24 protein-coding genes and 1 tRNA gene are annotated in these 23230 nt (G+C 58.0%); 15 read left to right on the forward strand and 10 right to left on the reverse strand.

The features are described 5' to 3' along the window. Positions 1–11: 11 nt before the first annotated feature. The 5 genes from WA411_RS17300 (at position 12) to WA411_RS17320 (ending at position 4779) form a co-directional block, all read left to right on the forward strand. Positions 12–437, forward strand: coding sequence for a GlcG/HbpS family heme-binding protein (locus WA411_RS17300; protein ID WP_069181873.1), 426 nt, complete (start codon positions 12–14; stop codon positions 435–437). Between the two features lie 39 nt (positions 438–476). Continuing rightward, a complete protein-coding gene (locus WA411_RS17305; RefSeq protein ID WP_291908357.1) occupies positions 477–1949 on the forward strand; it encodes an FAD-linked oxidase C-terminal domain-containing protein in 1473 nt (490 codons plus the stop codon). Then, entirely contained in the window at positions 1942–3009 is a 1068-nt protein-coding gene (gene glcE / locus WA411_RS17310; RefSeq protein WP_291908359.1) for a glycolate oxidase subunit GlcE, read from the forward strand. Before WA411_RS17305 ends, glcE begins: the two co-directional genes overlap by 8 nt. A 2-nt stretch (positions 3010–3011) precedes the next feature. Further along, positions 3012–4220 (forward strand): glycolate oxidase subunit GlcF, encoded by a 1209-nt coding sequence (glcF, locus tag WA411_RS17315; protein WP_291908361.1) that lies wholly within the window; start codon positions 3012–3014, stop codon positions 4218–4220. Positions 4221–4338: 118 nt separating this feature from the next. Next, positions 4339–4779 (forward strand): DUF4124 domain-containing protein, encoded by a 441-nt coding sequence (locus tag WA411_RS17320; protein ID WP_069181869.1) that lies wholly within the window; start codon positions 4339–4341, stop codon positions 4777–4779. Between the two features lie 12 nt (positions 4780–4791). On the opposite strand, the gene rhtB is transcribed toward WA411_RS17320, so the two are convergent. Both rhtB and WA411_RS17330 read right to left on the reverse strand, forming a co-directional pair. Continuing rightward, positions 4792–5412 carry a homoserine/homoserine lactone efflux protein gene (rhtB, locus tag WA411_RS17325; RefSeq protein WP_291908363.1) on the reverse strand — a complete coding sequence of 207 codons (621 nt, stop codon included), beginning with the start codon at positions 5410–5412 and terminating at the stop codon, positions 4792–4794. Positions 5413–5415: 3 nt separating this feature from the next. After that, positions 5416–6378, reverse strand: a complete 963-nt coding sequence (locus tag WA411_RS17330) for a calcium/sodium antiporter (RefSeq protein WP_291908365.1) — start codon at positions 6376–6378, stop codon at positions 5416–5418. A gap of 189 nt (positions 6379–6567) precedes the next feature. On the opposite strand from WA411_RS17330, the gene WA411_RS17335 reads away from it, so the two are divergent. Together WA411_RS17335 and WA411_RS17340 are read left to right on the forward strand one after the other, a co-directional pair. Continuing rightward, entirely contained in the window at positions 6568–7008 is a 441-nt protein-coding gene (locus tag WA411_RS17335) for a universal stress protein (protein WP_069181866.1), read from the forward strand. 164 nt (positions 7009–7172) lie between these two features. Continuing rightward, entirely contained in the window at positions 7173–7358 is a 186-nt protein-coding gene (locus WA411_RS17340) for a hypothetical protein (protein WP_222465355.1), read from the forward strand. Between the two features lie 65 nt (positions 7359–7423). Here WA411_RS17340 and WA411_RS17345 read toward each other — a convergent pair. The 4 genes from WA411_RS17345 to WA411_RS17360 form a co-directional block, all read right to left on the reverse strand. Next, positions 7424–7499 (reverse strand) — tRNA-Phe (locus tag WA411_RS17345). Between the two features lie 121 nt (positions 7500–7620). Further along, positions 7621–7893 carry an oxidative damage protection protein gene (locus WA411_RS17350; RefSeq protein ID WP_008169302.1) on the reverse strand — a complete coding sequence of 91 codons (273 nt, stop codon included), beginning with the start codon at positions 7891–7893 and terminating at the stop codon, positions 7621–7623. 75 nt (positions 7894–7968) lie between these two features. After that, the gene (gene mutY / locus WA411_RS17355) at positions 7969–9036 is read right to left on the reverse strand and encodes an A/G-specific adenine glycosylase (protein ID WP_291908370.1); all 1068 of its coding nucleotides are present in this window, start codon (positions 9034–9036) and stop codon (positions 7969–7971) included. Then, complete coding sequence (locus WA411_RS17360) at positions 9036–11201, reverse strand: AsmA family protein (RefSeq protein WP_291908372.1); 2166 nt, start codon at positions 11199–11201, stop codon at positions 9036–9038. Before WA411_RS17360 ends, mutY begins: the two co-directional genes overlap by 1 nt. A gap of 193 nt (positions 11202–11394) precedes the next feature. Here WA411_RS17360 and WA411_RS17365 point away from each other — a divergent pair, with 193 nt between their 5' ends. The 5 genes from WA411_RS17365 (at position 11395) to hisF (ending at position 14815) form a co-directional block, all read left to right on the forward strand. Beyond that, complete coding sequence (locus WA411_RS17365; protein ID WP_069181862.1) at positions 11395–11856, forward strand: SRPBCC family protein; 462 nt, start codon at positions 11395–11397, stop codon at positions 11854–11856. Between the two features lie 138 nt (positions 11857–11994). Next, a complete protein-coding gene (gene hisB / locus WA411_RS17370; RefSeq protein WP_014578250.1) occupies positions 11995–12588 on the forward strand; it encodes an imidazoleglycerol-phosphate dehydratase HisB in 594 nt (197 codons plus the stop codon). A 71-nt stretch (positions 12589–12659) separates the two neighbouring features. Then, positions 12660–13301: an imidazole glycerol phosphate synthase subunit HisH gene (gene hisH, locus WA411_RS17375; protein ID WP_136631230.1), complete on the forward strand. Its 642-nt coding sequence runs from the start codon at positions 12660–12662 to the stop codon at positions 13299–13301. After that, entirely contained in the window at positions 13295–14032 is a 738-nt protein-coding gene (gene hisA, locus WA411_RS17380; protein ID WP_291908376.1) for a 1-(5-phosphoribosyl)-5-[(5-phosphoribosylamino)methylideneamino]imidazole-4-carboxamide isomerase, read from the forward strand. The genes hisH and hisA overlap by 7 nt, the downstream gene beginning before the upstream one ends. A gap of 9 nt (positions 14033–14041) precedes the next feature. After that, positions 14042–14815: an imidazole glycerol phosphate synthase subunit HisF gene (hisF, locus tag WA411_RS17385; protein ID WP_069181860.1), complete on the forward strand. Its 774-nt coding sequence runs from the start codon at positions 14042–14044 to the stop codon at positions 14813–14815. On the opposite strand, the gene WA411_RS17390 is transcribed toward hisF, so the two are convergent. The 4 genes from WA411_RS17390 to gpmM form a co-directional block, all read right to left on the reverse strand. Next, complete coding sequence (locus WA411_RS17390) at positions 14812–15627, reverse strand: divergent polysaccharide deacetylase family protein (RefSeq protein WP_418766814.1); 816 nt, start codon at positions 15625–15627, stop codon at positions 14812–14814. The genes hisF and WA411_RS17390 overlap by 4 nt on opposite strands. Continuing rightward, the gene (locus WA411_RS17395) at positions 15624–17030 is read right to left on the reverse strand and encodes a S41 family peptidase (RefSeq protein WP_136631227.1); all 1407 of its coding nucleotides are present in this window, start codon (positions 17028–17030) and stop codon (positions 15624–15626) included. Before WA411_RS17395 ends, WA411_RS17390 begins: the two co-directional genes overlap by 4 nt. A 97-nt stretch (positions 17031–17127) precedes the next feature. Next, on the reverse strand, positions 17128–18261 hold the full coding sequence (locus WA411_RS17400; RefSeq protein WP_291908378.1) for a murein hydrolase activator EnvC family protein: 1134 nt from the start codon (positions 18259–18261) through the stop codon (positions 17128–17130). A gap of 20 nt (positions 18262–18281) precedes the next feature. After that, positions 18282–19829, reverse strand: a complete 1548-nt coding sequence (gene gpmM, locus WA411_RS17405; protein WP_069181856.1) for a 2,3-bisphosphoglycerate-independent phosphoglycerate mutase — start codon at positions 19827–19829, stop codon at positions 18282–18284. Positions 19830–19976: 147 nt separating this feature from the next. Between gpmM and WA411_RS17410 the strand changes: the two genes are divergently transcribed. The 3 genes from WA411_RS17410 (at position 19977) to WA411_RS17420 (ending at position 23195) form a co-directional block, all read left to right on the forward strand. Continuing rightward, the gene (locus WA411_RS17410; protein ID WP_008169323.1) at positions 19977–20393 is read left to right on the forward strand and encodes a rhodanese-like domain-containing protein; all 417 of its coding nucleotides are present in this window, start codon (positions 19977–19979) and stop codon (positions 20391–20393) included. A 144-nt stretch (positions 20394–20537) separates the two neighbouring features. Then, on the forward strand, positions 20538–21041 hold the full coding sequence (gene secB, locus WA411_RS17415; RefSeq protein WP_064227537.1) for a protein-export chaperone SecB: 504 nt from the start codon (positions 20538–20540) through the stop codon (positions 21039–21041). 144 nt (positions 21042–21185) lie between these two features. After that, positions 21186–23195, forward strand: coding sequence for a TonB-dependent receptor plug domain-containing protein (locus WA411_RS17420; protein ID WP_291908382.1), 2010 nt, complete (start codon positions 21186–21188; stop codon positions 23193–23195). Positions 23196–23230: the final 35 nt, after the last annotated feature.

Consider the following 23230-nt stretch of genomic DNA (forward strand, 5'->3'; position numbering starts at 1 on the left):
AGTAATGCTTTATGTTGACGATCAAACGACTGGACCTTGCCGACGCGCGGATCCTGATCGAGGGCGCGGCCGAAAAAGCCCGCGAGATCGGTGTGCCCATGTGCATCGCTGTGGTGGACGAATCCGGCAATCTGGTGGCCTTCGAGCGTATGGACGGCGGCAAGATCACCAGTGTGACCATTGCCCAGGACAAGGCCTTTACCGCGGCTGCGGCCAAGAAGGCCACTCATGACTACAACAAGGTGAACGTGCCCGGCAGTCTGGCCTTCGGTATCCATACCGAAGTGGGCGGGCGTATCAGTTCTGTCGGCGGTGGCCTGCCGGTGATCGTCGACGGCGATGTGGTGGGTGGTATCGGCATCAGTTCCGGTACTCCCCAGCAGGATATGGACTGTGCCCAGGCCGGTCTCGACCACTTTGAAACAAAACGCGGTTGATGACTGTCACACAGACGTAATTCATACCCAGAGAATGCTATGACTACCAAGCCGAAAGCCAGCAAAGCCGAGCTGGCGGAGCAGTTCCGGGCGTTTATCGACCCGGACTACGTCATCACCGATGACGAGACCATGAAGCCCTACGAATGCGACGGCATGTCGATGTATTGCGAGATGCCGTTGCTGGTGGTGCTGCCGGAGACCGTAGAGCAGGTGCAGCGAGTGATGCGCATCTGTAACGAACACTCAGTGCCGGTCGTGGCCCGCGGTGCCGGAACCGGGCTCAGTGCAGGTGCCATGCCCAACAAGGAGGGCGTGGTGCTGTCGCTGGCCAAGTTCAATCGCATCGTGGAGATCGATCCGCTGGCACGAACGGCAAGGCTGCAGCCGGGGGTTCGAAACCTCGCAATCAGCGAGGAGGCGGCCCAGTATGGCTTGTACTATGGCCCGGATCCTTCTTCACAGATTGCCTGCACCATTGGCGGTAATGTGGCGGAGAACTCCGGCGGCGTGCATTGCCTCAAGTACGGTTTGACCGTGCACAATATCCTCAGTGTGGAAATGGTCACTGCCGAGGGTGATGTGGTGACTGTGGGCAGTGATGGTCTGGACAGCTGCGGCATGGACCTGCTGGCTTTGATGACCGGCTCGGAAGGTCTTCTGGGTGTAGTTACCGAAGTGAAGGTGAAGCTGCTGCCGAAGCCGGAAGTGGCTCAGGTTGTCATGGCCGGGTTTGATGACGTGCAGAAAGGCGGTGACGCCGTGGGTGGGATCATCGCCCACGGTATCATCCCCGGTGGTCTGGAAATGATGGATGGCCACGCTATTATCGCAGCGGACGACTTTGCCCAGGCCGGCTACCCGAGGGATGCCAAGGCGCTGTTGCTGTGTGAAGTGGATGGTACCGAGGAAGAGGTCCACGAGCATATTGCCGAAGCCGAGGAAGTGTTCCGCAAACTGGGTGCCACGTCGGTACGAACCTCGCAGAGTGAGGAAGAACGTGCCCTGTTGTGGAAAGGCCGCAAGTCGGCGTTCCCGGCGGTGGGCCGGATCTCTCCGGACTACTACTGCATGGACGGTACAATTCCCCGCCGCGAGATCGCCTACGTTCTCACGGAAATGGAGAAGATGTCCGAAGAGTTTGGTCTGCGTGTCGCCAACGTGTTCCACGCCGGTGATGGCAACCTGCATCCCCTGATCCTGTTTGATGCCAACGTACCTGGCGAATTTGAGCGCACCGAAGCCTTTGGCTCCCGCATTCTGGAAATGTGTGTGGAAGTGGGGGGCTGCATAACCGGCGAGCACGGTGTGGGCGTGGAGAAAATCCGCCAGATGGCGGTGCAATTCAACGACGAGGAGCTGCAACAGTTCCACGACGTGAAGGCTGCGTTTGACCCTGCCGGTATCCTGAACCCGGGCAAGGGTGTTCCCGCCTTGCGGTTCTGCCAGGAATACCGCTCACTCGAGCACAAACAACACACGCACGAGCATACGGAAGCCGCCCATGGCTGATATTTCCCAACAACTGAAGGAGCAGGTGCTCCAGGCCCGGGACAGCGGGCACAAACTCAACATTGTCGGCGGTGGCACCAAGGCCTTCATGGGCCGGGAAGCCGACGCCGATGCCGGAATCCTCAACGTGGGCGAGCATACCGGCATCGTGGATTACCACCCGGTAGAGCTGGTGCTAACGGTTCGCGCCGGCACGCCGCTGAGCGAGATCGAAGCCACTCTGGCCGAAGAAGGCCAGTGCCTGCACTTTGAGCCGCCGCATTTCGGCGAGGCCTCCACCATCGGCGGCACCCTGGCCTGTAACCTCTCTGGCCCGGGACGCCCCTGGGCGGGCTCGGTGAGGGACCAGGTGCTGGGTATCCGGCTGCTGAATGGCAAGGGCGAACACCTTCGCTTTGGTGGCCAGGTGATGAAAAACGTGGCGGGTTATGACGTATCCAGGCTCCAGGCCGGCGCCCTTGGCACTCTGGGCGTGATCACCGAAATCAGTATGAAAGTGATGCCGAAACCGGCGGCCTCTCTGACCCTGGTTCAGGACATGGGCATGGACGAGGTGATTCACTATATGAACAGCCGCGCCGCCGAGCCCAAGCCGATCACGGCCGCCTGCTGGGTAGACGGGAAGGTATACCTGCGCCTGGCCGGTGCCAAATCCGGAGTGGAAGCCACGGCTGAAAAATGGACCGGCGAGGTGGTGGAGCAGGGCGACCAGTTCTGGCGCCAGGTGCAGGACATGCACCATGAGTTTTTTGCCGGTAATGACGTGCCGCTCTGGCGTTTTTCGGTGGGCTCGACTGCCGAAACACCGAAGCTTGAAGGTAACTGGTTTATCGACTGGGCTGGTTCCCAGCGCTGGTTCCGGGGCGCCGGTGAACTGAAGGACCTGGAACCTGCCGCCCGTGCTGCCGGTGGCCAGGTGAGCCTGTTCCGTGGTGGCGACCGCAGCGGTGAGGTGATGCACCATCAGCCGGAGGCCCTGAAGGGCATTCAGCGCCGTATCAAGAACGCCTTCGATCCGGACAATATCTTCAATCCCGGACGTTTATACAGCTGGTTGTAATTATGCAGACGAATCTGGTTCAACAATTTGCCAACACCAAGGAAGGCCAGGAAGCCGAGTCCATCCTGCGGGCCTGTGTGCATTGTGGCTTCTGCACCGCTACCTGCCCGACCTATCAGGAGCTTAACGACGAGCGGGATGGCCCTCGGGGTCGGATCTACCTGATGAAAATGTTCCTGGAAGGAGCGGAAGTCACCGAGAGAACCCAGGAGCATCTGGATCGCTGCCTGACCTGTCGGAGCTGCGAGACTACATGCCCCTCTGGGGTTCAGTATGGCCGCCTGGTGGATATCAGCCGAGGCCTGATGGAAAAGGAGCTGCCCCGGAAACCGAAAGACAAATGGCTACGCTGGGCCCTGGCCCGGGTGATTCCGAATCGCCAGCTGTTCGGCGTGCTGCTGCGGATGGGGCAGATCTTCCGGCCGGTGTTGCCGGAGAAGCTTCGCACCAAGGTCCCTCCGAGAAAGCAGGCCAGCCCATGGCCGGCGGCCAGTCACAGCCGGATCGTTCTGGCACTGGCTGGCTGCGTGCAGCCTTCTGCGACGCCCAACACTAATGCGGCAGCAGCCCGGGTTCTGGATCGCCTTGGTATTACCATGGTGGAAGCGCCCGAGGCCGGCTGCTGTGGCGCCGTAAACTACCATCTATCCGAGCACGAGAAAGGCCTGGAAAGAATGCGCCAGAATATTGATGCCTGGTGGCCTGCTATTGAAGCAGGTGCAGAAGCCATCATCATGACGGCGTCCGGCTGCGGTGCCATGGTTCAGGACTACGGCCACCTGCTGAAAGACGACCCGGTCTATGCAGCCAAGGCGCAGAAGGTCAGTGAGCTGTGCACCGATCTTGGCGCCTTCCTGTTGAAGCAGGATCTGGAAAAGCTGAAGGTTCGCCAGGACCCAGGCAAGGTGGCGTTCCATTGCCCCTGCACCCTACAGCACGCCATGAAGCAGAATGGCGTGGTGGAACAGGTTCTGACCCGGGCCGGTGTCAACCTGGCTGCCACCAAAGACAAGCATCTCTGCTGCGGCTCTGCTGGCACCTATTCGATGACCCAGCCGGAGATGAGCCAGAAGCTGCTGGGCAACAAGCTGAAGGCTCTGACTGTCGACAATCCGGATCGCATCGTAACCGCCAACATCGGTTGCCAGATGCACCTGGAGACCAAGTCGCCGGTGCCAGTACAGCACTGGGTTGAGCTTCTGGATCAGTAGCTTGAATCCGGGGTCAAATGAGCTTTTCATCTGACCCCGTTTTCTTTTGCCCCCAGGTTCGCGGCTTTTTCCGCTATACTGCCCCACCAAATTACCGAACCACAGGGAGTGGAACCGTATGCCAAGGATGATGGCTGGTCTCGTTTTGTCTTTTTTTCTCACTTCAGCAGTCAGTGCCGAGGTCTACACCTGGATAGACAGTCGGGGTGTAGCGCACTTTTCCGATTACCCGCCTGGAGAAATTCCCCATAAGCAGCTTGACGTGCAGGCGCCTGTCACGGTGCCGATGTCCGAGAACCTCGGGCAAGGCAAACGCGTTTCAGGAATCCGCAAAGAGGTTGAAGGCCTGCTTGCCTCAGGTCGCCCGACGGGCTCCGGAGCAACGGCAAAAGAAAAGGCCGATGCCGAGCTGGAGAAAACCTGCGCAACCTACAGAAGCAAACTGGAGCGGATCCAGTCCAAACTGCGGGCGGGCTATAGCAACGACCGGGGGAACAGTCTCCGGCAGCAGCGCAGGACGCTCAGCCAGAAGCTGAGCCGCGAGTGCATCCTGCGCTGATTGAGTCTGATATCAGGCGCGTTTGAAGCTGGCCAGGGCAACCGCGGCGGTAACGAACAGCCCGCCAAACACCCGGTTCATTTGCCGCTGGCGGCGGGCGGTGGTCATGAATCGGAACAGTTGGCTGGCGAGTAGGGCATAGCCCAGCATCACCAGGCAATCCACCAGAATCAGGGTAACACCCATGGTGATCAGCTGCGGGCCATGGGGTGCACCTGCAACCAGAAACTGCGGGAACAGGGCCACGAGAAAGACCGTGGCCTTGGGGTTGGTCAGGTTCACGAACACTGCATTCCAGAAACGTTTGTGGCCGCTCACGGGCTGGCGGTCATCGTCCATGGACTCCATGACCGGTTCGCGCCATTTCGAGATGCCCAGCCAGATCAGGTAGACAACACCCAGCCACTTGATGACCGACAAAGCGATGTTCGAGGAGGCAATGATGGCCCCCAGCCCCGCACCCACCAGCAGAATCTGGATCCCGAAACCCAGCTGCAGCCCCATGATGGCTGGCAGCGAACGGCGGACACCGTAACGCATACCATTGCTCATGGTATTGATCGCCCCGGCGCCCGGGGAAACACTGATCAGTACGGCCGCAACAAGGAAGGTCAGCCAGGCTGCAAGTGACATGATTTACGCTCCTGAAAAAGCCAAGAGATACACCGTATAGGCCACGAAGGCAAGCAACAGGGCGCCGCCCTCAAAACGGTTGATGCGTCCGGCCCCACGAAAGCCATAGCACATTGCAAACAGAACCAGGGTGAGTGCACCCATGACCGGGAAGTCCCGGGCAAGCACCTCAGGTGCCACCGACATGGGCGCAATCAGCCCTGCAATGCCCACAACGGCCAGGGTGTTGAACAGGTTGGAACCCAGAATGTTGCCCAGTGCCAGGTCGTGTTCACCCTTGCGAGCAGCAATAATGGATGACGCCAACTCCGGAAGTGAGGTGCCAACGGCCACGATGGTGAGGCCAATAACCAGATCGCTGATGCCGAACATGGTGGCCAGGTCAACGGCGCCCCATACCAGAATGCGGGAGCTGACAATCAAGAGCAGTAGTCCGACCACGAGCCATAAAAGCGCTTTTCGCAACGGCATGGCGTGAACTTCTTCGGTCATCTCTTTCGCCAGGGCATCGTCCGGTTGCCGGAAGCTTTGGTAAATGCTCCACCCGATCAGTACCACGAAAACCAGCATGAGGCCGATTGCATCCATTCGGCTCAGGTTGCCGTCCCAAAGCTGCCAGCCGGCAAAGGCGGTTACCAGAATCAGGATGGGCAGTTCCTTGCGCATGACCTGGGAATGCACCGCGATTGGCGCCAGTAGCGCCGTGATGCCGAGAATCAGGGCTATGTTGGTGATATTCGAACCATAAGCATTGCCCAGCGCCAACCCAGGGTTGCCCTGGGACGCGGCCAGCGCAGAGACGGCCATCTCCGGCGCCGATGTGCCAAAGCCCACCACAACCATGCCAATCAGCAGTGGTGGCATCCCGAAGTGGCTGGCTGTGGTAGCCGAGCCTTCCACGAATTTGTCTGCACTCCACACCAGCAGAATCAGACCTGCAATGATCGCCCCAATGGCCATCAGCATTTCAGTCACTCCTTGTAATCAATTGCCTTCTCGGCAGCGCAAGAATCGATGGTGCCACAGGTTCCTGCAATAGGTATAAATGCCCTGCCTTCCATCACTTGATCTCAAGGTAATTGATTTCAGTCAACCCCCGGGCGTGCCCAGGAATGTTACGTTGGTCAAACATTGATCAGAAAAGGAGGGGGAAACATGGCACAAGGAACTGAGAACATCGTAGTCGCATGCGACGGTTCAGAGCATTCGTCACACGCCGCCAAAATGGCAGCGGAGCTTGCCAAAGCGACCAGCCAGCCACTCAAACTGCTTGCCGTCTTCCCCGGCACCAAGGTCGAAAGAATGATCGTAAGTGGTATTCCACAGAGCGACATAGACGAAGAAGCCAGCGAATACGGACGCAAGGCATTTGATGCCGCGAAGCAGGCGGTAAGCGGGATTGTTGAGCCGGCTGAGGAGGTTCTGCTCAAAGGGGACCCAGCTAAGGAAATCGTCGAGTATCTCGATGAAAATCCCGGTTCCCACATGTTCCTCGGTCGGCGCGGCGACTCAATGCTGAGAAGTCTCACTCTTGGTAGTGTCAGTGAAAAAGTCGTGAGGCATGCTCATAGACCAGTGACAGTTGTTAGTGAATAAACGGCAAAGCTCGGTAAACACTCCAAAGCCCGCATCATGCGGGCTTTTTCGTTCCTGATCCCCGCGCCCTCCACGATTCGCCACAATTCATGCGAAAAACAACCGAGATAGGGCGCAGCCAGGTCTTTATGCTGACCGAGTGAATTCAACGAAACGAGGTGGCTATGAAGACGACAGAGCTGATTGAGAAATGGCTCGATAAATGTGACCTGGCGAGACTGGCCCAGGAGCGTTACGAAGAGGATCCGAGCCCCACCAATTACACGGAACTGAAAAGAGCCATGAGTGAGCGACGGCTGATGGAAGAGCGCATTGATCCCGGGGCGAGTCATGCCCAAAGAGTCGCGTGAGTCATCTTTCTCAGGCTTCAAAAACGACAAAACCCGCACGAGGCGGGTTTTGTCTGAATTCTTAATGGTGCCCGGAGGCGGAATCGAACCACCGACACGGGGATTTTCAATCCCCTGCTCTACCAACTGAGCTATCCGGGCATGTTGCGCTACTGCTGTGCAACGGGGCGCTATTAAACCGGTTTCGATGTATTGAGTCAAGGCTGAGCCGGAAAAATTTCCGAATCTTTTCAGGCATGCTCAGGCTTTGATCAATCCGGGGTTATTGTTCCGGTGGAACGTAGCCCTCGGCCTTGTCGAACGGTTCGTTATTGAAGAAATGTTCCATCTGCGCCTGCAGGTACTTGCGGGTGTTCGGGTCCATCAGGCTCAGATGTTTCTCATTGATCAGCATGGTCTGCTGGGCCTGCCATTCTTCCCAGGCCTGCTTGGAAATATTCTCGAAGATATCCTGGCCCTTGGCGCCGGGCATGGGCGGGAAGTCCAGGCCTTCCAGTTCTTTCTGGTATTTGCGGCAGAAAACGGTACGGCTCATGGTGGCTCCTGTTGGCAAATGTTGCTGGCGGTGATGATAACAGATCGTTGCGGGTGAGGGCGCTGGGCGGTCAGATCAAAGCAAGGCAGCTTGCTCCGGTTCGGTAAGTAGCGACCGGATCGGAGCAGGCAGACCGAGATTGAGGGCTTCATGGCGGTGCAGCCATTTCAGATGATCGCTGTCTGCAATGGTGTTGGCTAGGCCAGTGACGTTCAGGCGGGCCGGCTGAATGTGCAGGTGGTAATGGGAGAAGGTATGGCGAAAGCCGCTGATCAGCTCCGGTTCTCCGCAATCCAGCCCCAGGCTCTGCTCGCAGGCTTCCTGAAGTTCGTCAGCCCCGTAGGCCGGGTCCAGTTCCGGCAGGCTCCAGAGGCCGCCCCAGATGCCGCTGGGCGGGCGGCGCTCCAGCAGGATGCGCCCCTCGGCGTCCTCGATGATAACCATCCAGGTGGTCTTCTCCGGCTTGGCCTTTTTCGGTTTGGAGCCGGGATAGAGTGAGGTTTTATTCTGAGCGTAGGCTGTGCAGCCTTCTTGCAGCGGGCAGCTCTCGCATGCTGGACGGCTCCGGGTACAAACCATTGCGCCCAGATCCATGATGCCCTGGGTGTAGTCACGCACCCGCTGTTCGGGAGTATGCTCTTCCGCCCGTTGCCAGAGTTGATTGAGGACGGCGGTCTGTCCTGGCCAACCGGGGATCGCATGGTAGCGCGCCAGCACCCGTTTGACATTGCCATCCAGGATGGCGGCGCGAATGCCGAAAGCCTGGGCCAGGATGGCGGCGGCTGTGGAGCGGCCGATGCCGGTCAGGGATTCGAGCTCTTCCTGGGTTTGTGGAAACTCACCAGCAAAGTCCTGAACAACAGTCTGCGCGGCTTTTTGCAGGTTACGGGCCCGGGCGTAGTATCCCAGGCCGGACCAGTGGCTGAGCACATCATCCACGGGGGCTTCGGCCAGGGCATGGACGTCCGGGAAGCGTTTCATAAACGCCTCGAAGTAGGGGATAACGGTGGTTACCTGGGTTTGCTGCAACATGATTTCCGAGACCCACACCCGGTAGGCGTTCCGGTTGTGATGCCACGGCAGGTCATGCCGGCCGTGGCTGTCGTACCATCGCAGCAGCTTGTCGGCGAAACGGTCGTGCATCAGTTGAACAGACCTTTCAGTTTGTCGCCGAGTTGCTCCTGAACCTTTTCTTTCACCTTTTCCTCCGCCTTGGCTTTTGCCTTGTCGACTTCCTCTCGGGCTTTTGCCTTGGCAGCGTTTTCCGCAATGGTTTTCAGAGTGTCCCGGAAGCGGGATCCGTCGAAAGAACACAGGCCGGCCGGGTCCTCGGCGAAGTTGCCCCGGCACTCTACAGGAATAACCGCGTTTTCCACGTATTCGGTGACACGGCAGGCCTCGTCCCTGTGGATCTCACCGACGATTCTCAGGCCCACTTCGTAATCCAGCTGGCTCTGGGCCATATCCACGGTACCGTTGCCCTCAAGGCGCATGCCGGCCAGTGCGGCGACCAGATCGGTGTTATTCAGAGTGTTGCCGTTGATGTCCAGGGTGCCACGCATGTCGTTGAACGGCGTGCTGGTGCCCCAGTCTGTGGTTGTCAGATCTTCCTGGTTGACCAGTGCGATGCCCTGGCAGGCCATGCGGGTCAGGTTCATGCGACGGAACTCGCCCTCTGCCAGGTTGAAGCTGATTTGGCCGTCAGCATTGCTGCGCAGTGACGAGATTCGGTTACCGGTGGTGGTGGCGTTCACTTTGAGGTTCGCACCGCCGCCGAGTATGTCTACCTCCGCAAGATCGGTGAGCAGGGGCAGGGTCTGAACGTTGGTAACGTCTGAAGCCACGGTCCATTTCGGGTTGTCGCTGCGGGCGTCGATGGTCACATTGGCGCCAAAGCTGCCTTTGTAAAGTTTGCCGCTGAACTCATCAATCTTGAGCAGGCCGTTTTTCGCGGTAGTGCTCGCCTTGATTTCGTTGATGGTCAGGTTGCTGACGATCAGCTGTCCGAGACCCAGATCAATATCCAGCAACAGGCTGCGAAGGGTCTCCAGGGGCAGCAGGTCGCCCTCCGGTCCAGTTGCCGCGGTTTCCTGGTTAGTAGGTGCTTCCTCGGCTTCCCCCTCTGCCTTGGGTGGCAGGTAGCGGTCGGCATTCAACTGGTCACCCTGAAGGTTGAAGACGATGCCCGAATCGGCCAGGTTGTAACTGCCAGAGCCATTGAACGTGGTGTCATCCAGTTTGATGGTCAGATTGGTGAGTTCCACCTTGCCCGCCGGACCGCCAATTCCGGTGGAGAATGCGATGGCTTCAAGCACGTCCGCATCGCTGGTTTCCACTGCAGGCTGGCCGAGGTTGTTCAGAAGGTCCTTCAGCGAGAACTCAGCGATGGAGATCTTGCCGCTCAGGGTTGGCTTGTTGCCGAATCCTGAGACATCCAGATCGGTAGACAGGTTCAGGTTGGCCAGGCTGGCGGTAAAGCCGCTCAGGGTGGCGGTTTCGTTTTCCAGATTCGCCCGGGCAGAGCCGCCAAGTTCAGCAGTGACCTCTTTGCCGCCGAACGGCTCGCCGGTCATGTCAAACACAGCATTCAGGCTGGATACGGCGAATTCGTTGAGAGCTTCGTTGGCAGCGAGGCGGGCGCTTATGCTGCCATCCACTTCAAACGTGGGCTGGGTAGTGGCAACCCGGAATCCGATTTCCAGCGGGAACTCGGAACCCAGGGTGATATTGCTGGCGTTAACGGTGAAGTTCTCGAGAGTGACCGATTGGCCGGTGCTCTTGTCAATGTAGTGCACCTGGGCATTACTGATCTGAACGTTCTCAACGTTGAAGTTCAAGGGCTCGCCGCCGGCTCCTTCACCTTCCTGAGCCTGCTCATCCTGGGTGCCGGCTGATTCTTCCGTTGCCGCTCCGGCTGACTCCTCGGGCATGATTCTGGTCCAGTTGCCGTTGCCCTGTTCGTCCACTTCCAGCCGGGCGTCCAACCCGTCCAGCACGAAGGTGTTTACCCGTGGCGACATGGCAATAAGCGACCAGAAATCGATCTGGGCAACCAACTGCTCCAGGGCCACAAAGCGATCACCCTCCAGTGTGGCTTCTACGGAATTCAGCTCCAGACCGAGTGGAATAAAAGACCAGCCAATGTCGCCCTCAAGGATGAGGTCCAGGTTCGTTGCATCTTCAACGGCTTGTTCAATCTGAGGCTTATAGTCGTTGGGGTTGATCACGGCCATGGCGATGGCAACGGCAGCCACAGCAAGAACGATGAGTGCAACGATACCAATCAGCACATAACGGACGGCTTTCATGATTCAGGCTTCCTTCCTAATGTTGGGAGCTTGCAGTATTCGCGGCGAATACCGACGCCAATGACCCAAAGGATAACGCAGGGTTAACAAATTAACAGCGCAGGAGTATGACAATGCGGTAGTGTTGGGCCAAAATACACGTCCTTGATTTACCGACTACATTGATACCTATAAACACAAGAAGGAGTTGGCCGTGGCTATTACCGTCTCTATTGAGCTGAACCGGGAGCTTGAGATTCCCGGAGGCTATGATGAAGTGTTTGATCTGCTGGCCGATGTGCCACGTTCAGCCAGTCACTTTCCCAAGGTTCACAAACTGACCGACCTCGGCGACAACACCTACCGCTGGGAAATGGAAAAAGTTGGTGTCGACAAGCACGCCATCCAGTCCGTTTACGCCTGCAAATACCATTCGGACAAAGACGCCGGAAGGATTACCTGGGAGCCGGTAAAAGGCGAAGGCAACGGCGTTGTAAGCGGTTCCTGGACCATTAAACCCAAGGGCGACAATGCCACGGCCGTGAAATTCCAGACCAGTGCAGAGCTGACGGTGCCCCTGCCAAGCCTGCTCAAACTGGCAATCAGCCCGGTTATCAAACACGAGTTCAACAGTCTTGTGGACACCTACATGAACAACCTCAAAAAGGCTTTCTGACAAGACCCGGTCTGCTGAATAACCGCGTTTCGCTATTGCAGCGATTAAACCGGTTGTGGGACTCCGGCGGACATAAAAGGTATAATCGTCGGATAGAATTTTTCCGGCGTTATGCCGCTCAATTGTCACGGAGTCCCCATGGCCGAACGCAAGGCTCGGGTAGAAAGAAATACCCTTGAAACCCAGATCACCGTTGAGATTGATCTCGACGGTACCGGTAAATCCAGTTTCGACACCGGCGTGCCCTTTCTGGAGCACATGATGGACCAGATTGCCCGTCATGGCCTGGTTGATCTGAATATCGTTTCCAGGGGCGATCTGCACATCGATGACCACCACACCGTTGAAGACATCGGTATCACCCTTGGCCAGGCCTTCAAGCAGGCCGTTGGCGACAAAAAGGGTATCCGCCGTTATGGCCACGCCTATGTGCCGTTGGACGAGGCTCTTTCCCGTGTGGTTATCGATCTTTCCGGTCGGCCGGGCCTGATGATGGATGTGCCCTATACCCGTGGCGCCGTGGGCGGTTTTGACGTTGACCTGTTCGAGGAATTCTTCCACGGCTTTGTGAACCACTCCATGGTGACCCTGCACATCGACAATCTGAAGGGCAAAAACACCCACCACCAGATTGAAACCGTGTTCAAGGCCTTCGGTCGTGCCCTGCGTATGGCGATTGAAATGGACGAGCGCATGGCTGGCATTACGCCGTCCACCAAAGGCTCGTTGTAAAAGGCTCGTCACCAGACGGCTCGCTTTAACCGGTCAGTTGTGGCCGGTCAATCAAGGACACCGCAACAATCATGAAAACCGTTGCCATAATCGACTACGGCATGGGTAACCTTCACTCTGCCAAAAAAGCGGTAGAGCACGTTGCCCCGGATACCACCGTACTGGTCACCGACAACGCCCAGAAAATCCGTGAAGCCGACCGTGTCATCCTCCCAGGCGTCGGTGCCATTCGCGACTGCATGGCGGAAATGCATCGCCTTGGGGTGGTGGATCTGGTTCGTGAAGTCTCTCAAGATCGCCCGTTTCTCGGCATCTGTGTTGGCATGCAGGCCCTGATGTCCCGCAGTGAAGAGAACGGCGGCGTTGACTGCATCGGCCTGTTCCCTTCGGAAGTGCGTTATTTCGGTGACCACCTCACGGAAAACGGCGAGCGTCTGAAAGTGCCCCACATGGGCTGGAACCAGGTGCAGCAGACCATGGATCATCCCCTTTGGCAAAACATTCCCGAGGGTGACCGTTTCTACTTCGTGCACAGCTTCTACGCAGAAGCCGAGGGCAACGCTGATATGGCAGGCCGCACCCACTATGGGGTGGATCTTGCGGCAGCCGTCGCGCGAGACAATATTTTTGCAGTGCAATTCCATCCGGAGAAAAGTGCCCGAGCGGGACTGCAGCTGCTTGAGAATTTTACAAACTGGACTGGAAAATGCTGATAATTCCCGCGATCGATCTTAAAGACGGCAAATGCGTGCGCCTTCGCCAGGGCCGCATGGACGACTCCACGGTGTTTGGTGACGACCCTGTCGATATGGCCACCCGCTGGTTGGAAGCCGGTGCCCGCCGCCTACACCTGGTTGACCTTAACGGCGCCTTCGCCGGCGAGCCGGTCAACGGTGAAATCGTCCAGGCCATTGCCCGCAAATATCCGGATCTGCCGATACAGATCGGTGGCGGCATCCGCTCGGCTGAAACCATCGAGGCCTATCTGAAGGCAGGCGTGCAGTGGGTCATCATCGGAACCAAGGCCGTTAAAGAGCCGGAATTTGTCACCGAGATGTGCAAGAAATTCCCCGGCCACATCATCGTGGGCCTGGACGCCAAAGACGGCCGTGTGGCCACCGATGGCTGGGCGGAAGTTTCGGAAGTGATGGCCACCGATCTGGCCAAGCGTTTTGCCAACGACGGCGTGGACGCCATCGTGTATACCGACATCAGCCGCGATGGCATGATGCAGGGCGTCAATGTTGAGGCCACTGCTGCGCTGGCGGAAGAGGGCGGAATACCTGTGATTGCCTCTGGCGGTGTCACCAACATGGACGACCTCAAGCGCCTGGCGACCGTGGCCGACAAAGGTATCCTGGGTGCCATCACGGGGCGTGCCATTTATGAAGGCACGCTGGACGTGGCTGAAGCCCAGGCCTTCTGCGACGGCCTGAAGGGGTAAGGACGGCTTATGGCTCTGGCAAAACGCATCATTCCCTGCCTCGATGTCGACAAAGGCCGCGTGGTGAAAGGCGTCAACTTCGTTGATATCCGTGATGCCGGCGACCCGGTGGAGGTAGCCCGTCGCTACAACGAGCAGGGCGCCGACGAGATCACCTTCCTCGACATCACGGCCAGTCATGAAAGCCGTGACACCACCTACGAGACTGTCGAGCGAATGGCAGCGGAAGTCTTCATTCCGCTGACGGTGGGCGGCGGTGTGCGCACGGTGGATGACATCCGTAAGCTGCTGAATGCCGGTGCAGACAAGGTGTCGATCAACACTGCCGCTGTGTTCAACCCCGAGTTTGTGCGGGAAGCGGCCGAGCGCTTTGGTAGCCAGTGCATTGTGGTGGCCATTGATGCCAAGCGCGTCAGTGAGGAGGGTGAGGAACCCCGCTGGGAGATCTTTACCCACGGTGGTCGCAAGCCCACGGGGCTGGATGCCGTTGAATGGGCGCGCAAGATGGTAGATATGGGCGCTGGTGAGTTACTGCTTACCAGCATGGACCGGGACGGCACCAAGATCGGCTTTGATCTGGGCCTGACCAAGGCCATCAGCGATGCGGTAATTGTGCCGGTGATTGCCTCAGGCGGTGTCGGAGAGCTCCAGCACCTTGCTGATGGCGTTACCCAGGGTGGGGCCGATGCGGTACTGGCGGCATCTATCTTCCACTTTGGGCAGCACACCATTCCGGAAGCAAAGGCCTTTATGAAGGCCCAGGGTATAGAAGTCCGCGATTAATCCTTCTTTGCGAAAGCAGGTCGAATGGCCTGCTTTTCTCCCTCCGCAAACATCTCACGATTACCGTTGCGCATGGCCCAAAGTCCGCTGACTGTGGCTATGGCGATACCCTGCTCATCCAGTTTTGGCAGGTGCTTCTCCAGATAATCCACAGTGACCTTGTGAGGATGGCCAATGCCGATGGCACTGCCGTTTTCCCGGGCGCGCTTGATCAGCAGTTTGAACTGGCGGTCTACAAACTCTTCTGTTTGCTCATGGTCGAGAAACACGTCCCGGGTCATGGTTGGAATCCGGTAGGCGGCGGCGACATCGCCGGCTACAGATGAGGCGATGGTGCGGCTATCGATAAAGTACACCGGGTAGCGGAACAACTCCTTCATCACCCAGTCCATGGGCTGCAGCTGCTGGGTCAGCAGGCTGCCCATGTGGTTGTTGACACCCTGCACATGGGGAATCGACTGCAACGCACGGCGAAGCGTGGTTACCATGCTTTGTTCATCCATATCCGGGGTCAGGCCGCCCGGGCCGAGGCCGTAATTGCGGGTGTTGGCCATGGGCGCGTGCAGCATGATTTCCTTGTGCTGCTTGTGGGCGAGCCGGGCAAGGCTGTCGGTGTGGCGCCGGTAGGGCAGGAAGGCCAGCGTAAGCGGCTGATCCAGGTTTGCCAGTCGCTTACCTTCAGCAAGGCTGTGGCCCATGTCATCGATGATGATGGCAATGGTCGGGGGTAGGGCCGTTCGTGTCGGCTCTGCCGACACCGCGCCGGCCGTAATGCAGAATGCCAATGCCAGCAGGGTACGCGCTACTGTCACTGATCGCTTCCTTCTGCCTTGTCCTTCTTGTTAGGGTTCAGAATCCGGATGCCTTTAAGAAGGTTCAGTGCCGAACGCAGCTGGTAATCCCGGTCTGCGAGGGAGCCTGAATCGGCGTTTGCTTCGCTTTCGCCGTCCTTCTCCTGGCCTTCGTTCTGGCCTTCAAGGTGACCGCTCAGGTCTGCTTCGGTAAAGAAGGGTTTGCTGTCGAGTTCCTTCAGCTCCGCCGGGCGTACTACGATGTCCGGCTTGATTCCCGTCGCCTGGATGGAACGGCCATCGGGCGTGTAATAGCGGGCGGTGGTCATCTTGATGGCATGGGTCTCATCCAGTGGAATCACCGTCTGGACACTGCCTTTGCCGAAGGATTGGGTGCCCATCACCACGGCCCGTTCATGGTCCTGGAGTGCACCGGCCAGGATTTCCGATGCCGAGGCAGAGCCACCGTTGATCAGCACCACAATGGGCGTGCCTGCCATGATGTCGCCTGCCCTTGCGCTGAAACGCAGGCGCGAGCTCTGGATACGGCCTTCGGTGTAGACGATAAGCCCTTCATCGAGCAAGGCATCCGCAGACTCTACAGCCGCCTGCAACACGCCACCCGGATTGTTGCGCAAGTCTATGATAAGCCCGTCAAGATCACGGCCCAGCTCGTCTTCAAGGCCGTTGAGGGCATCCCTGAACTGTGAACCGGTATCCGCCTGGAACTGGGTAATGCGAACATAGCCATAGCCATTCTCCAGCATGCGGGATTTCACGCTGGTGACCTTGATGATGTCGCGCTCCACTTCGATTTCAATGGGGCCTGTCTCGCCTTCCCTCATGATCGTCAGTGTCAGCACAGAGCCGGGTTTGCCCCTCATCAGTTTGACGGCTTCTTCCAGGCTCATGCCTTTGACCGGCTTTTCATCAAGCTTGATGATCAGGTCCCCGGCCTGGACGCCCGCTTTCTGGGCCGGCGTGTCGTCGATGGGCGCAATCACTTTTACGAAGCCGTTCTCCATGCCCACTTCAATGCCCAGCCCGCCGAATTCGCCGGAGGTGCTTTCTTCCAGTTCCTCGTAGTCCTTCGGTGCCAGGTAGGTGGAGTGTGGGTCAAGGTCCGACAGCATGCCTTTGATGGCGCTTTCGAGGAGTTTGCGATCGCTTACTTCCTCGACATAGGCGTCTTTGATGCGGCTGAATACCTCGGTGAACTTCCGAAGATCTTCCAACGGCAGCTGTTTCTCGGGATCCGGCAGGCTGATTTCCACCCGTTCGCCATTCTGGATGCCTTCGAGAAGCTGTTCGGTGGTGGTGTCTTCATCCTGGGCCCAGACCAGTCCGGAGGCGGTTGCGAAACAGGTAGCGAGCGCAATGCTGCGTAATGGAAAGGCGTTAAGTGTACTTCTGACCCGTTTCATTCACATATCCTGTTTTTATTCCGATAGTTGGACTGGATTCCCTGACTCCGGACAGTATGGCGTTACCCGCGGCGTTTGTCAGCCCTCGACGAGTGCCTCAGTTCGCCAGCCACCGGCCCGGATTGTCGGGTTTGCCATTGTGGCGAACCTCAAAATACAGGGCCGGGGAATCGGTGCCACCGGTACGGCCTGCCTGGGCGATCGGCTCACCTGCAACCACCCAGTCCCCGGGACTGGTGAACAGGCTACTGCTGTGGCCGTACAGTGTCATGTAGCCGTCGCCGTGATCAATGATGGTAATCAGGCCAAAACCCCGAAGCCAGTTGGCGAACACCACCCGACCGTAGTGTATTGCACGAATTTCCGCTTCATCCCCGGTGCCGATAAGCAGGCCGTTGCGTCGGAGTTTGCCATCGGCATAGCGTTCACCGTAGCGGCTCAATACCTTACCCTCTACTGGCCATGGCAGCTTGTTGCGCAGTGAAGCGAAGGGCTGGGATTCATTGGGTGAGGGGATGTTGTTGATTGCCTGCTGGACTTCTTCAAGCAGGTTTTCCAGCCGTTTGCGATCTGATTCCAGCTCTTCCCGTTCGCTCAGGCGGTTCTGGATGTCGGCTTTGAGTGCTGCCAGGGTCTGCTGGCGTTTCTGTCTGGATTCGGTCAGTTCCTGCTGGCGTTTGGCGACGTTTTCCTCGGTTCTGGCCAGTTCGACCCGTGTCGATTGCACGGCAGCCTGAGTGTTTCTGAGTTCTTGCAGGCTTTGCCTGAACGCTTCCAGGCGGTTGACGGTGTCCTTGCTGAGGTATTCGTAATAGGTCATGGTCCGGGCGATCTTGTCCGGATCTATCTCATTGAGCAGGACTTTTACCGCTGGCGCGTCCCCTTCCATCCAGGCTGCGCGGATCTGCTTCTTGAGGCTCTCCCGCTGGCGGTCGAGGGTTTGTGTGAGCTCCTGCGCCTCATTCTCCAGTTCCCTGAGTCTTTGCTGCTGCTGATCTGCCTGCTGGCGCAGGGATCGCCGCTCGCGGGTCAGGCGGCTGATGTTCTTTTCGGTCGCGGCAAGCTGCCGCTCCAGGGAGGAGCGGTCTTCTTCGGCGTCCTCCAGCCAATCGTCGATGTCCTCAATGCGTTCCTTGAGTTCCTCGATCTGGGCCGGGGTAACATCCTGTTGGGCGAGTGCCGGCGCTGCACCCAGAAAAAGGGTGAGCGCCAGAGTTGCGGTCAGTCGCAAAGGTTGGTTCCGTTCCTGGATCAGCCGATCTCAACCAGGCTGTGCCCGGTCATCTCCTCTGGTTGCTCCAGCCCCATCAGGGTGAGCAGCGAAGGTGCCACATCGCTCAGGCTTCCGTCGTTCTTCAGCTCAACCTTGCGATGGCCGGTGTATACCAGTGGCACTGGCCCGATTGTATGGGCGGTGTGGACCTGACCGGAGTTGGGGTCGGTCATCTGCTCGCAGTTGCCGTGGTCGGCGGTAATCAGTGCTTCGCCGCCAACTTCATCCAGAGCTTCGACAACACGCTTCACGCACTCGTCCAGGCATTCGGCTGCCTTGATCGCCGCATCCAGCTTGCCGGTGTGGCCAACCATGTCGCCATTGGCGTAGTTGCAGACCACCAGATCGTATTTGCCGCTTTTGATGGCCTCTACCAGCTTGTCCGTAACTTCCGGCGCGCTCATTTCCGGCTGCAGGTCGTAGGTGGCTACTTTGGGGGACGGCACCAGGATCCGGTCCTCACCTTCGAACGGCGTTTCCAGGCCACCATTGAAGAAGAAGGTTACGTGGGCGTATTTTTCGGTTTCGGCAATTCGCAGCTGGGTCTTTCCCTGCTTCGCCATATACTCGCCAAGGCCATTGGTAAGCTGCTCCGGCGGGTAGGCGCAGGACGTTTTGATGTCGGCCGCGTACTCGGTCAACATGACAAAATCGGCCAGTTCCGGGTGCTTCTTGCGTTCGAAACCGTCAAAGTCCTTTTCCACGAAGGTGCGCGTCATCTCCCGGGCGCGGTCGGCGCGGAAGTTCATGAACAGTACCGTGTCGCCATCGTTGATGGTGCCTTCCGGCTCGCCCGCGGCGTGGATGCGCGTGGGTGCCACGAACTCGTCGTTCTCCCCGCGCTCGTAGGCCTGTTCCAGCCCGGAAACCGGATCGGCTGCGATGAACTCTGCAGTGCCCTGGGTCATCAGGTTATAGGCGGCTTCCACCCGGTCCCAGCGGTTATCGCGGTCCATGGCATAGTAACGACCGACAATCGACGCAACCCGGCCAACACCCAGGCTCTTGAGTTTCGCGGCCGCTTTCTCCAGTGACGGTTTGGCGCTGCGAGGTGGCATATCGCGGCCATCGAGGAAGGCATGGATGTAGACTTCCTTCGCGCCGCGTGCAGCAGCCAGCTCCGCGGCCGCAATAATGTGGTCCTCGTGGCTGTGCACACCACCGGGAGACATCAGCCCCATGAGATGGACGGCGCGGCCGCTCTGAACGGCCTTGTCGATGGCGGAGCAGAGAACCTCATTCTTCTGGAAAGTGCCTTCCTCCAGGTCCTTGTCGATACGAGTCAGGCTTTGATAGACCACGCGCCCTGCGCCCAGGTTCATATGGCCAACTTCCGAGTTACCCATTTGCCCCTGCGGCAGCCCGACAAACATCCCTGACGTGTTGATGAGGGTTTTGGGCTGGCTCTGCCAGAGTTGATCCCAGAACGGGGTGCTGGCGTTGCTGATGGCATTGTCTTCAGCCGGGTCACGGTGGCCCCAGCCGTCCAGGATAATCAGTGCAGTCGGCTTGCGCATTGCAGTCATCATTCAGTCCGGAAGTGAAATGTTAGTAAATTTACTAAAACGAAAATCGAGTCTATCTATTTTCGCATTTACTGGCCAGTTTCGTCACCTTCTGTCCGGGGAGCAGGCTGTGTATAATCGCGCCAAACTCATCATCAGGGTAAATTCATGGACCGGTTGTTTGAATTTGTCGTTAACCACTACATTCTTGTGTCGCTGTTCGTGGCATTTCTGGTCGCCATTCTTATTCTGGAGTCCCGTCGTGGCGGTGCCAAGATCTCGGCCCAGGGCGCGGTCAATCTGATCAACAAGGATGAAGCCGTTGTAGTGGACATCCGGGACCGCAAGGAGTTTGGTGAGGGGCGTATTACCGGCTCGATCAACATTCCCCTGAACAGTCTCAAGAGTCGCGTTGGCGAGCTGAGCAAGTTCAAGGACAAGCAAATTATCGTTGCTGACAAGATGGGCCAGCATTCCGCCATGGCGGTCAAGCAGCTGAACGCGGAAGGCTTCAGCAATGTGGTCCGCCTGAATGGTGGTGTGGCGGACTGGAAGGCAAGCAACCTTCCGCTCGTGAAGAAATAGGTTGGCCCTTGATCTGAAGATCATTCTGCCGCACTGTTTCACATTAGCCGGCCCGGCCGGAACGTAAAATGTCCCGGCAGCAAGCCCTAGAGCATCCCATAACAACGGGCCCCGAGCCCACGATTGAGAACGAAAGGACTGAAAATGGCTGAGAATCAGCAAGCCGCAGCAGGCAGTGACAACCAGAACCAACCCCAGTTTGCCCTTCAGCGCATCTATGTGAAGGACCTGTCTTTTGAGTCGCCCAACTCTCCAACTGTGTTTCAGGAGCAGTGGAAGCCGCAGGTTAACCTGGATCTGAATACCTCCCACAACAAAGTCAGCGACAACCAGTACGAGGTTGTGCTTTCCCTGACCGTTACCGCGAAAGTGGGTGAGAAGGTGGCTTACATCGTCGAGATCCAGCAGGGCGGTGTGTTCCTGGTTCAGGGCATCGAAGGCCAGCAGCTGGGCCAGATGCTGGGCGCCTACTGCCCGACTATCCTGTTCCCCTACGCTCGCGAAGCGATCGACGGCATTGTGAACAAGGGCAGCTTCCCGGCCCTGATGTTGGCGCCGGTGAATTTCGATGCCATCTATGCCCAGGCGCTCAAGCGCAAGCAGGAAGAAGCTGCGGGCGAGGCAAACGAAGAGCAGCAGACTCACTGATCTGCGGCAGATGAAGCAGAAATAGAAAAACCGGCTCCGGCCGGTTTTTTTGTGCCCATACAAAAATTCCAGCCCAGGCATTGATATAAATCTAAAATCAAACGATAATCGTTCGCATTAAATTGTGAGTCGTTTGGTTGATCTATGCATTTTCGAAAATCATATCTCTCTCTGTCCTGCCTTTCCCTGGTTGCCATGGTCTCTACGGCAACGCTTGCCGACAACCGGTCGGCCGGTTACCTGAATGAGCTTGTTGTTACCGGAACCCGCACGGAGCGTCAGTTGCTGGATACTCCGGTTCGAACCGAGGTGGTTACTGCAGAAGAGATTGAGAAAACCCACGCTCGCAATCTGAAAGAGGCTCTGGAGAACGTTCCGGGTTTGCAGCTTCGGGAAATCCACGGCAAGCCCGGTTATGAGGTCTGGCTCCAGGGCGTTGAATCCGATCGGGTGCTGGTTCTGATTGACGGTTTGCCGATGACGGCCACAACCGGGTCGACTGTCGATGTCAGCCAGTTGTCCGTGCTCGATATCGAGCGGGTGGAAGTGGTCAAGGGCGCCGTCTCTGCCCAGTATGGCAGTTCTGGTATCGGTGGCGTGGTGAATGTTATCACTCGGCCGCCAGCGCCGGGGCTCTCCGGTCAGTTCACCACCGATGCAGGCACCTATGGTGACCAGAATCCCTCGGGCGATGAAGCCGACCCCGCCCGATATTCGGCCCGAGCCACGGTCCAGGGGGGGAGCGAAGAATTCGCCCTGCGGTTGTCCGCGTCACACCAACATTCCGATGGCATCGACCCGGAGCCGGATACCTGGGCAAGGCCCGGCGATGAATACGATCGTACCGATCTCAGTTTCCGCACCGACTGGTCTCCGAACGAAGATCATCGCCTCAGCGCCGCAGTGGCACGATTCGAGGAGGAGTCCGGATCCCGTTTCACCGAACAGAACCCGCCTTTTGTTATCAATCAGGGTAAGGATGAAACGGTTACCCGTACGCGCTATACCCTCTCCGGAGATCATGGCCGCAACTCTGATCTGAGAGCGGGCTGGTCCGCCGTCCAGGAGATCCTCAACGACGATACCTTGAAGTACACCGGCAGCGGAGTCTTTGATGACCGTCGTGCCGAATCTACGTTATCCCGTTTTTCGGCCCATCTGGGCAAGCCAGTGGGGCTCAGTCATCACCTGCAGGGTGGCGTCGATTTCAACCGTGAAACGCTCGATCAGACCAAGGACGGTGCTTCCGAGCTCGGTGCAGAACCTCGCCGACAGCGTGAAAGCCAGGAAGCCTGGGTGCAGGACACCTGGATGCCCAATGAACATCTTGAGCTAGTGCCTGGCGTCCGGTTCCAGAATGACTCCGACTTCGGAACTCACACAGCACCCAAGATTAATGCACGCTACGACTTGGTCCGAACCGATTCACTGACGGGCTTCCTGCGTGGTGGTGTTGGCGCCGGATACCGTGTGCCGAATCTGAAGGAAAGGTACTTCACCTTTGATCACAGCCAGCTTGGCTACGTCGTGCAGGGGACTCCAGGGCTGCAACCGGAGGAATCCATCAGCTATCAGTTTGGGGGAGGGCTGTCCTGGAACCGGTCTGCATGGCTGGAAGCGAACGCCTTCTTGAACGACATCGAGCAACTGATCCAGACCTCACCGGATACTGAGGCCACCCAGGCGCGGAACGACGGCGTTCAGGTTTTCTCCTATGAAAACCTTGCCGAGGCAAGGACCTGGGGGTTCGAGACCACTGCCGGCTGGGAGCCTTCCGAGCACTGGCGGCTCACCGCTGGCTACACCCTGACCCGAACCGAGGATTTGGCGACAGGCAATGAGCTTAATCGCCGGCCAAGGCATCAGGCGCGTCTCGGACTGGATGGTCCGCTCGGGGTAACCGGCCTGTCCTGGAGTGCGCGGCTTAAGTACCAGAGCGAGGAGTTTGTGGATGCTGCTGCGGGAACCGAATCCCCGGGCTATACCACAGCCGACCTGAAACTGAATTACCAGATTTCCAACCAGTTTCGGCTGTTTGCCGGTGCCGACAACATCACCGACGAGCAGCGCGACTTTTCCAATGCCAGTGAAGATTTCAGACCGGTTGCCGGGCGGTTCCTCTACGCCGGGCTGACGGTTTCCTTTGGCGAATAATGCCTGACCACCAAAAAACGATAGGAAGGAGATAT

Origin of the sequence: Marinobacter sp. CH_CUG1437-1, from assembly GCF_037029655.1 — a bacterium.
In the GTDB taxonomy this organism is placed as follows: domain Bacteria; phylum Pseudomonadota; class Gammaproteobacteria; order Pseudomonadales; family Oleiphilaceae; genus Marinobacter; species Marinobacter salsuginis.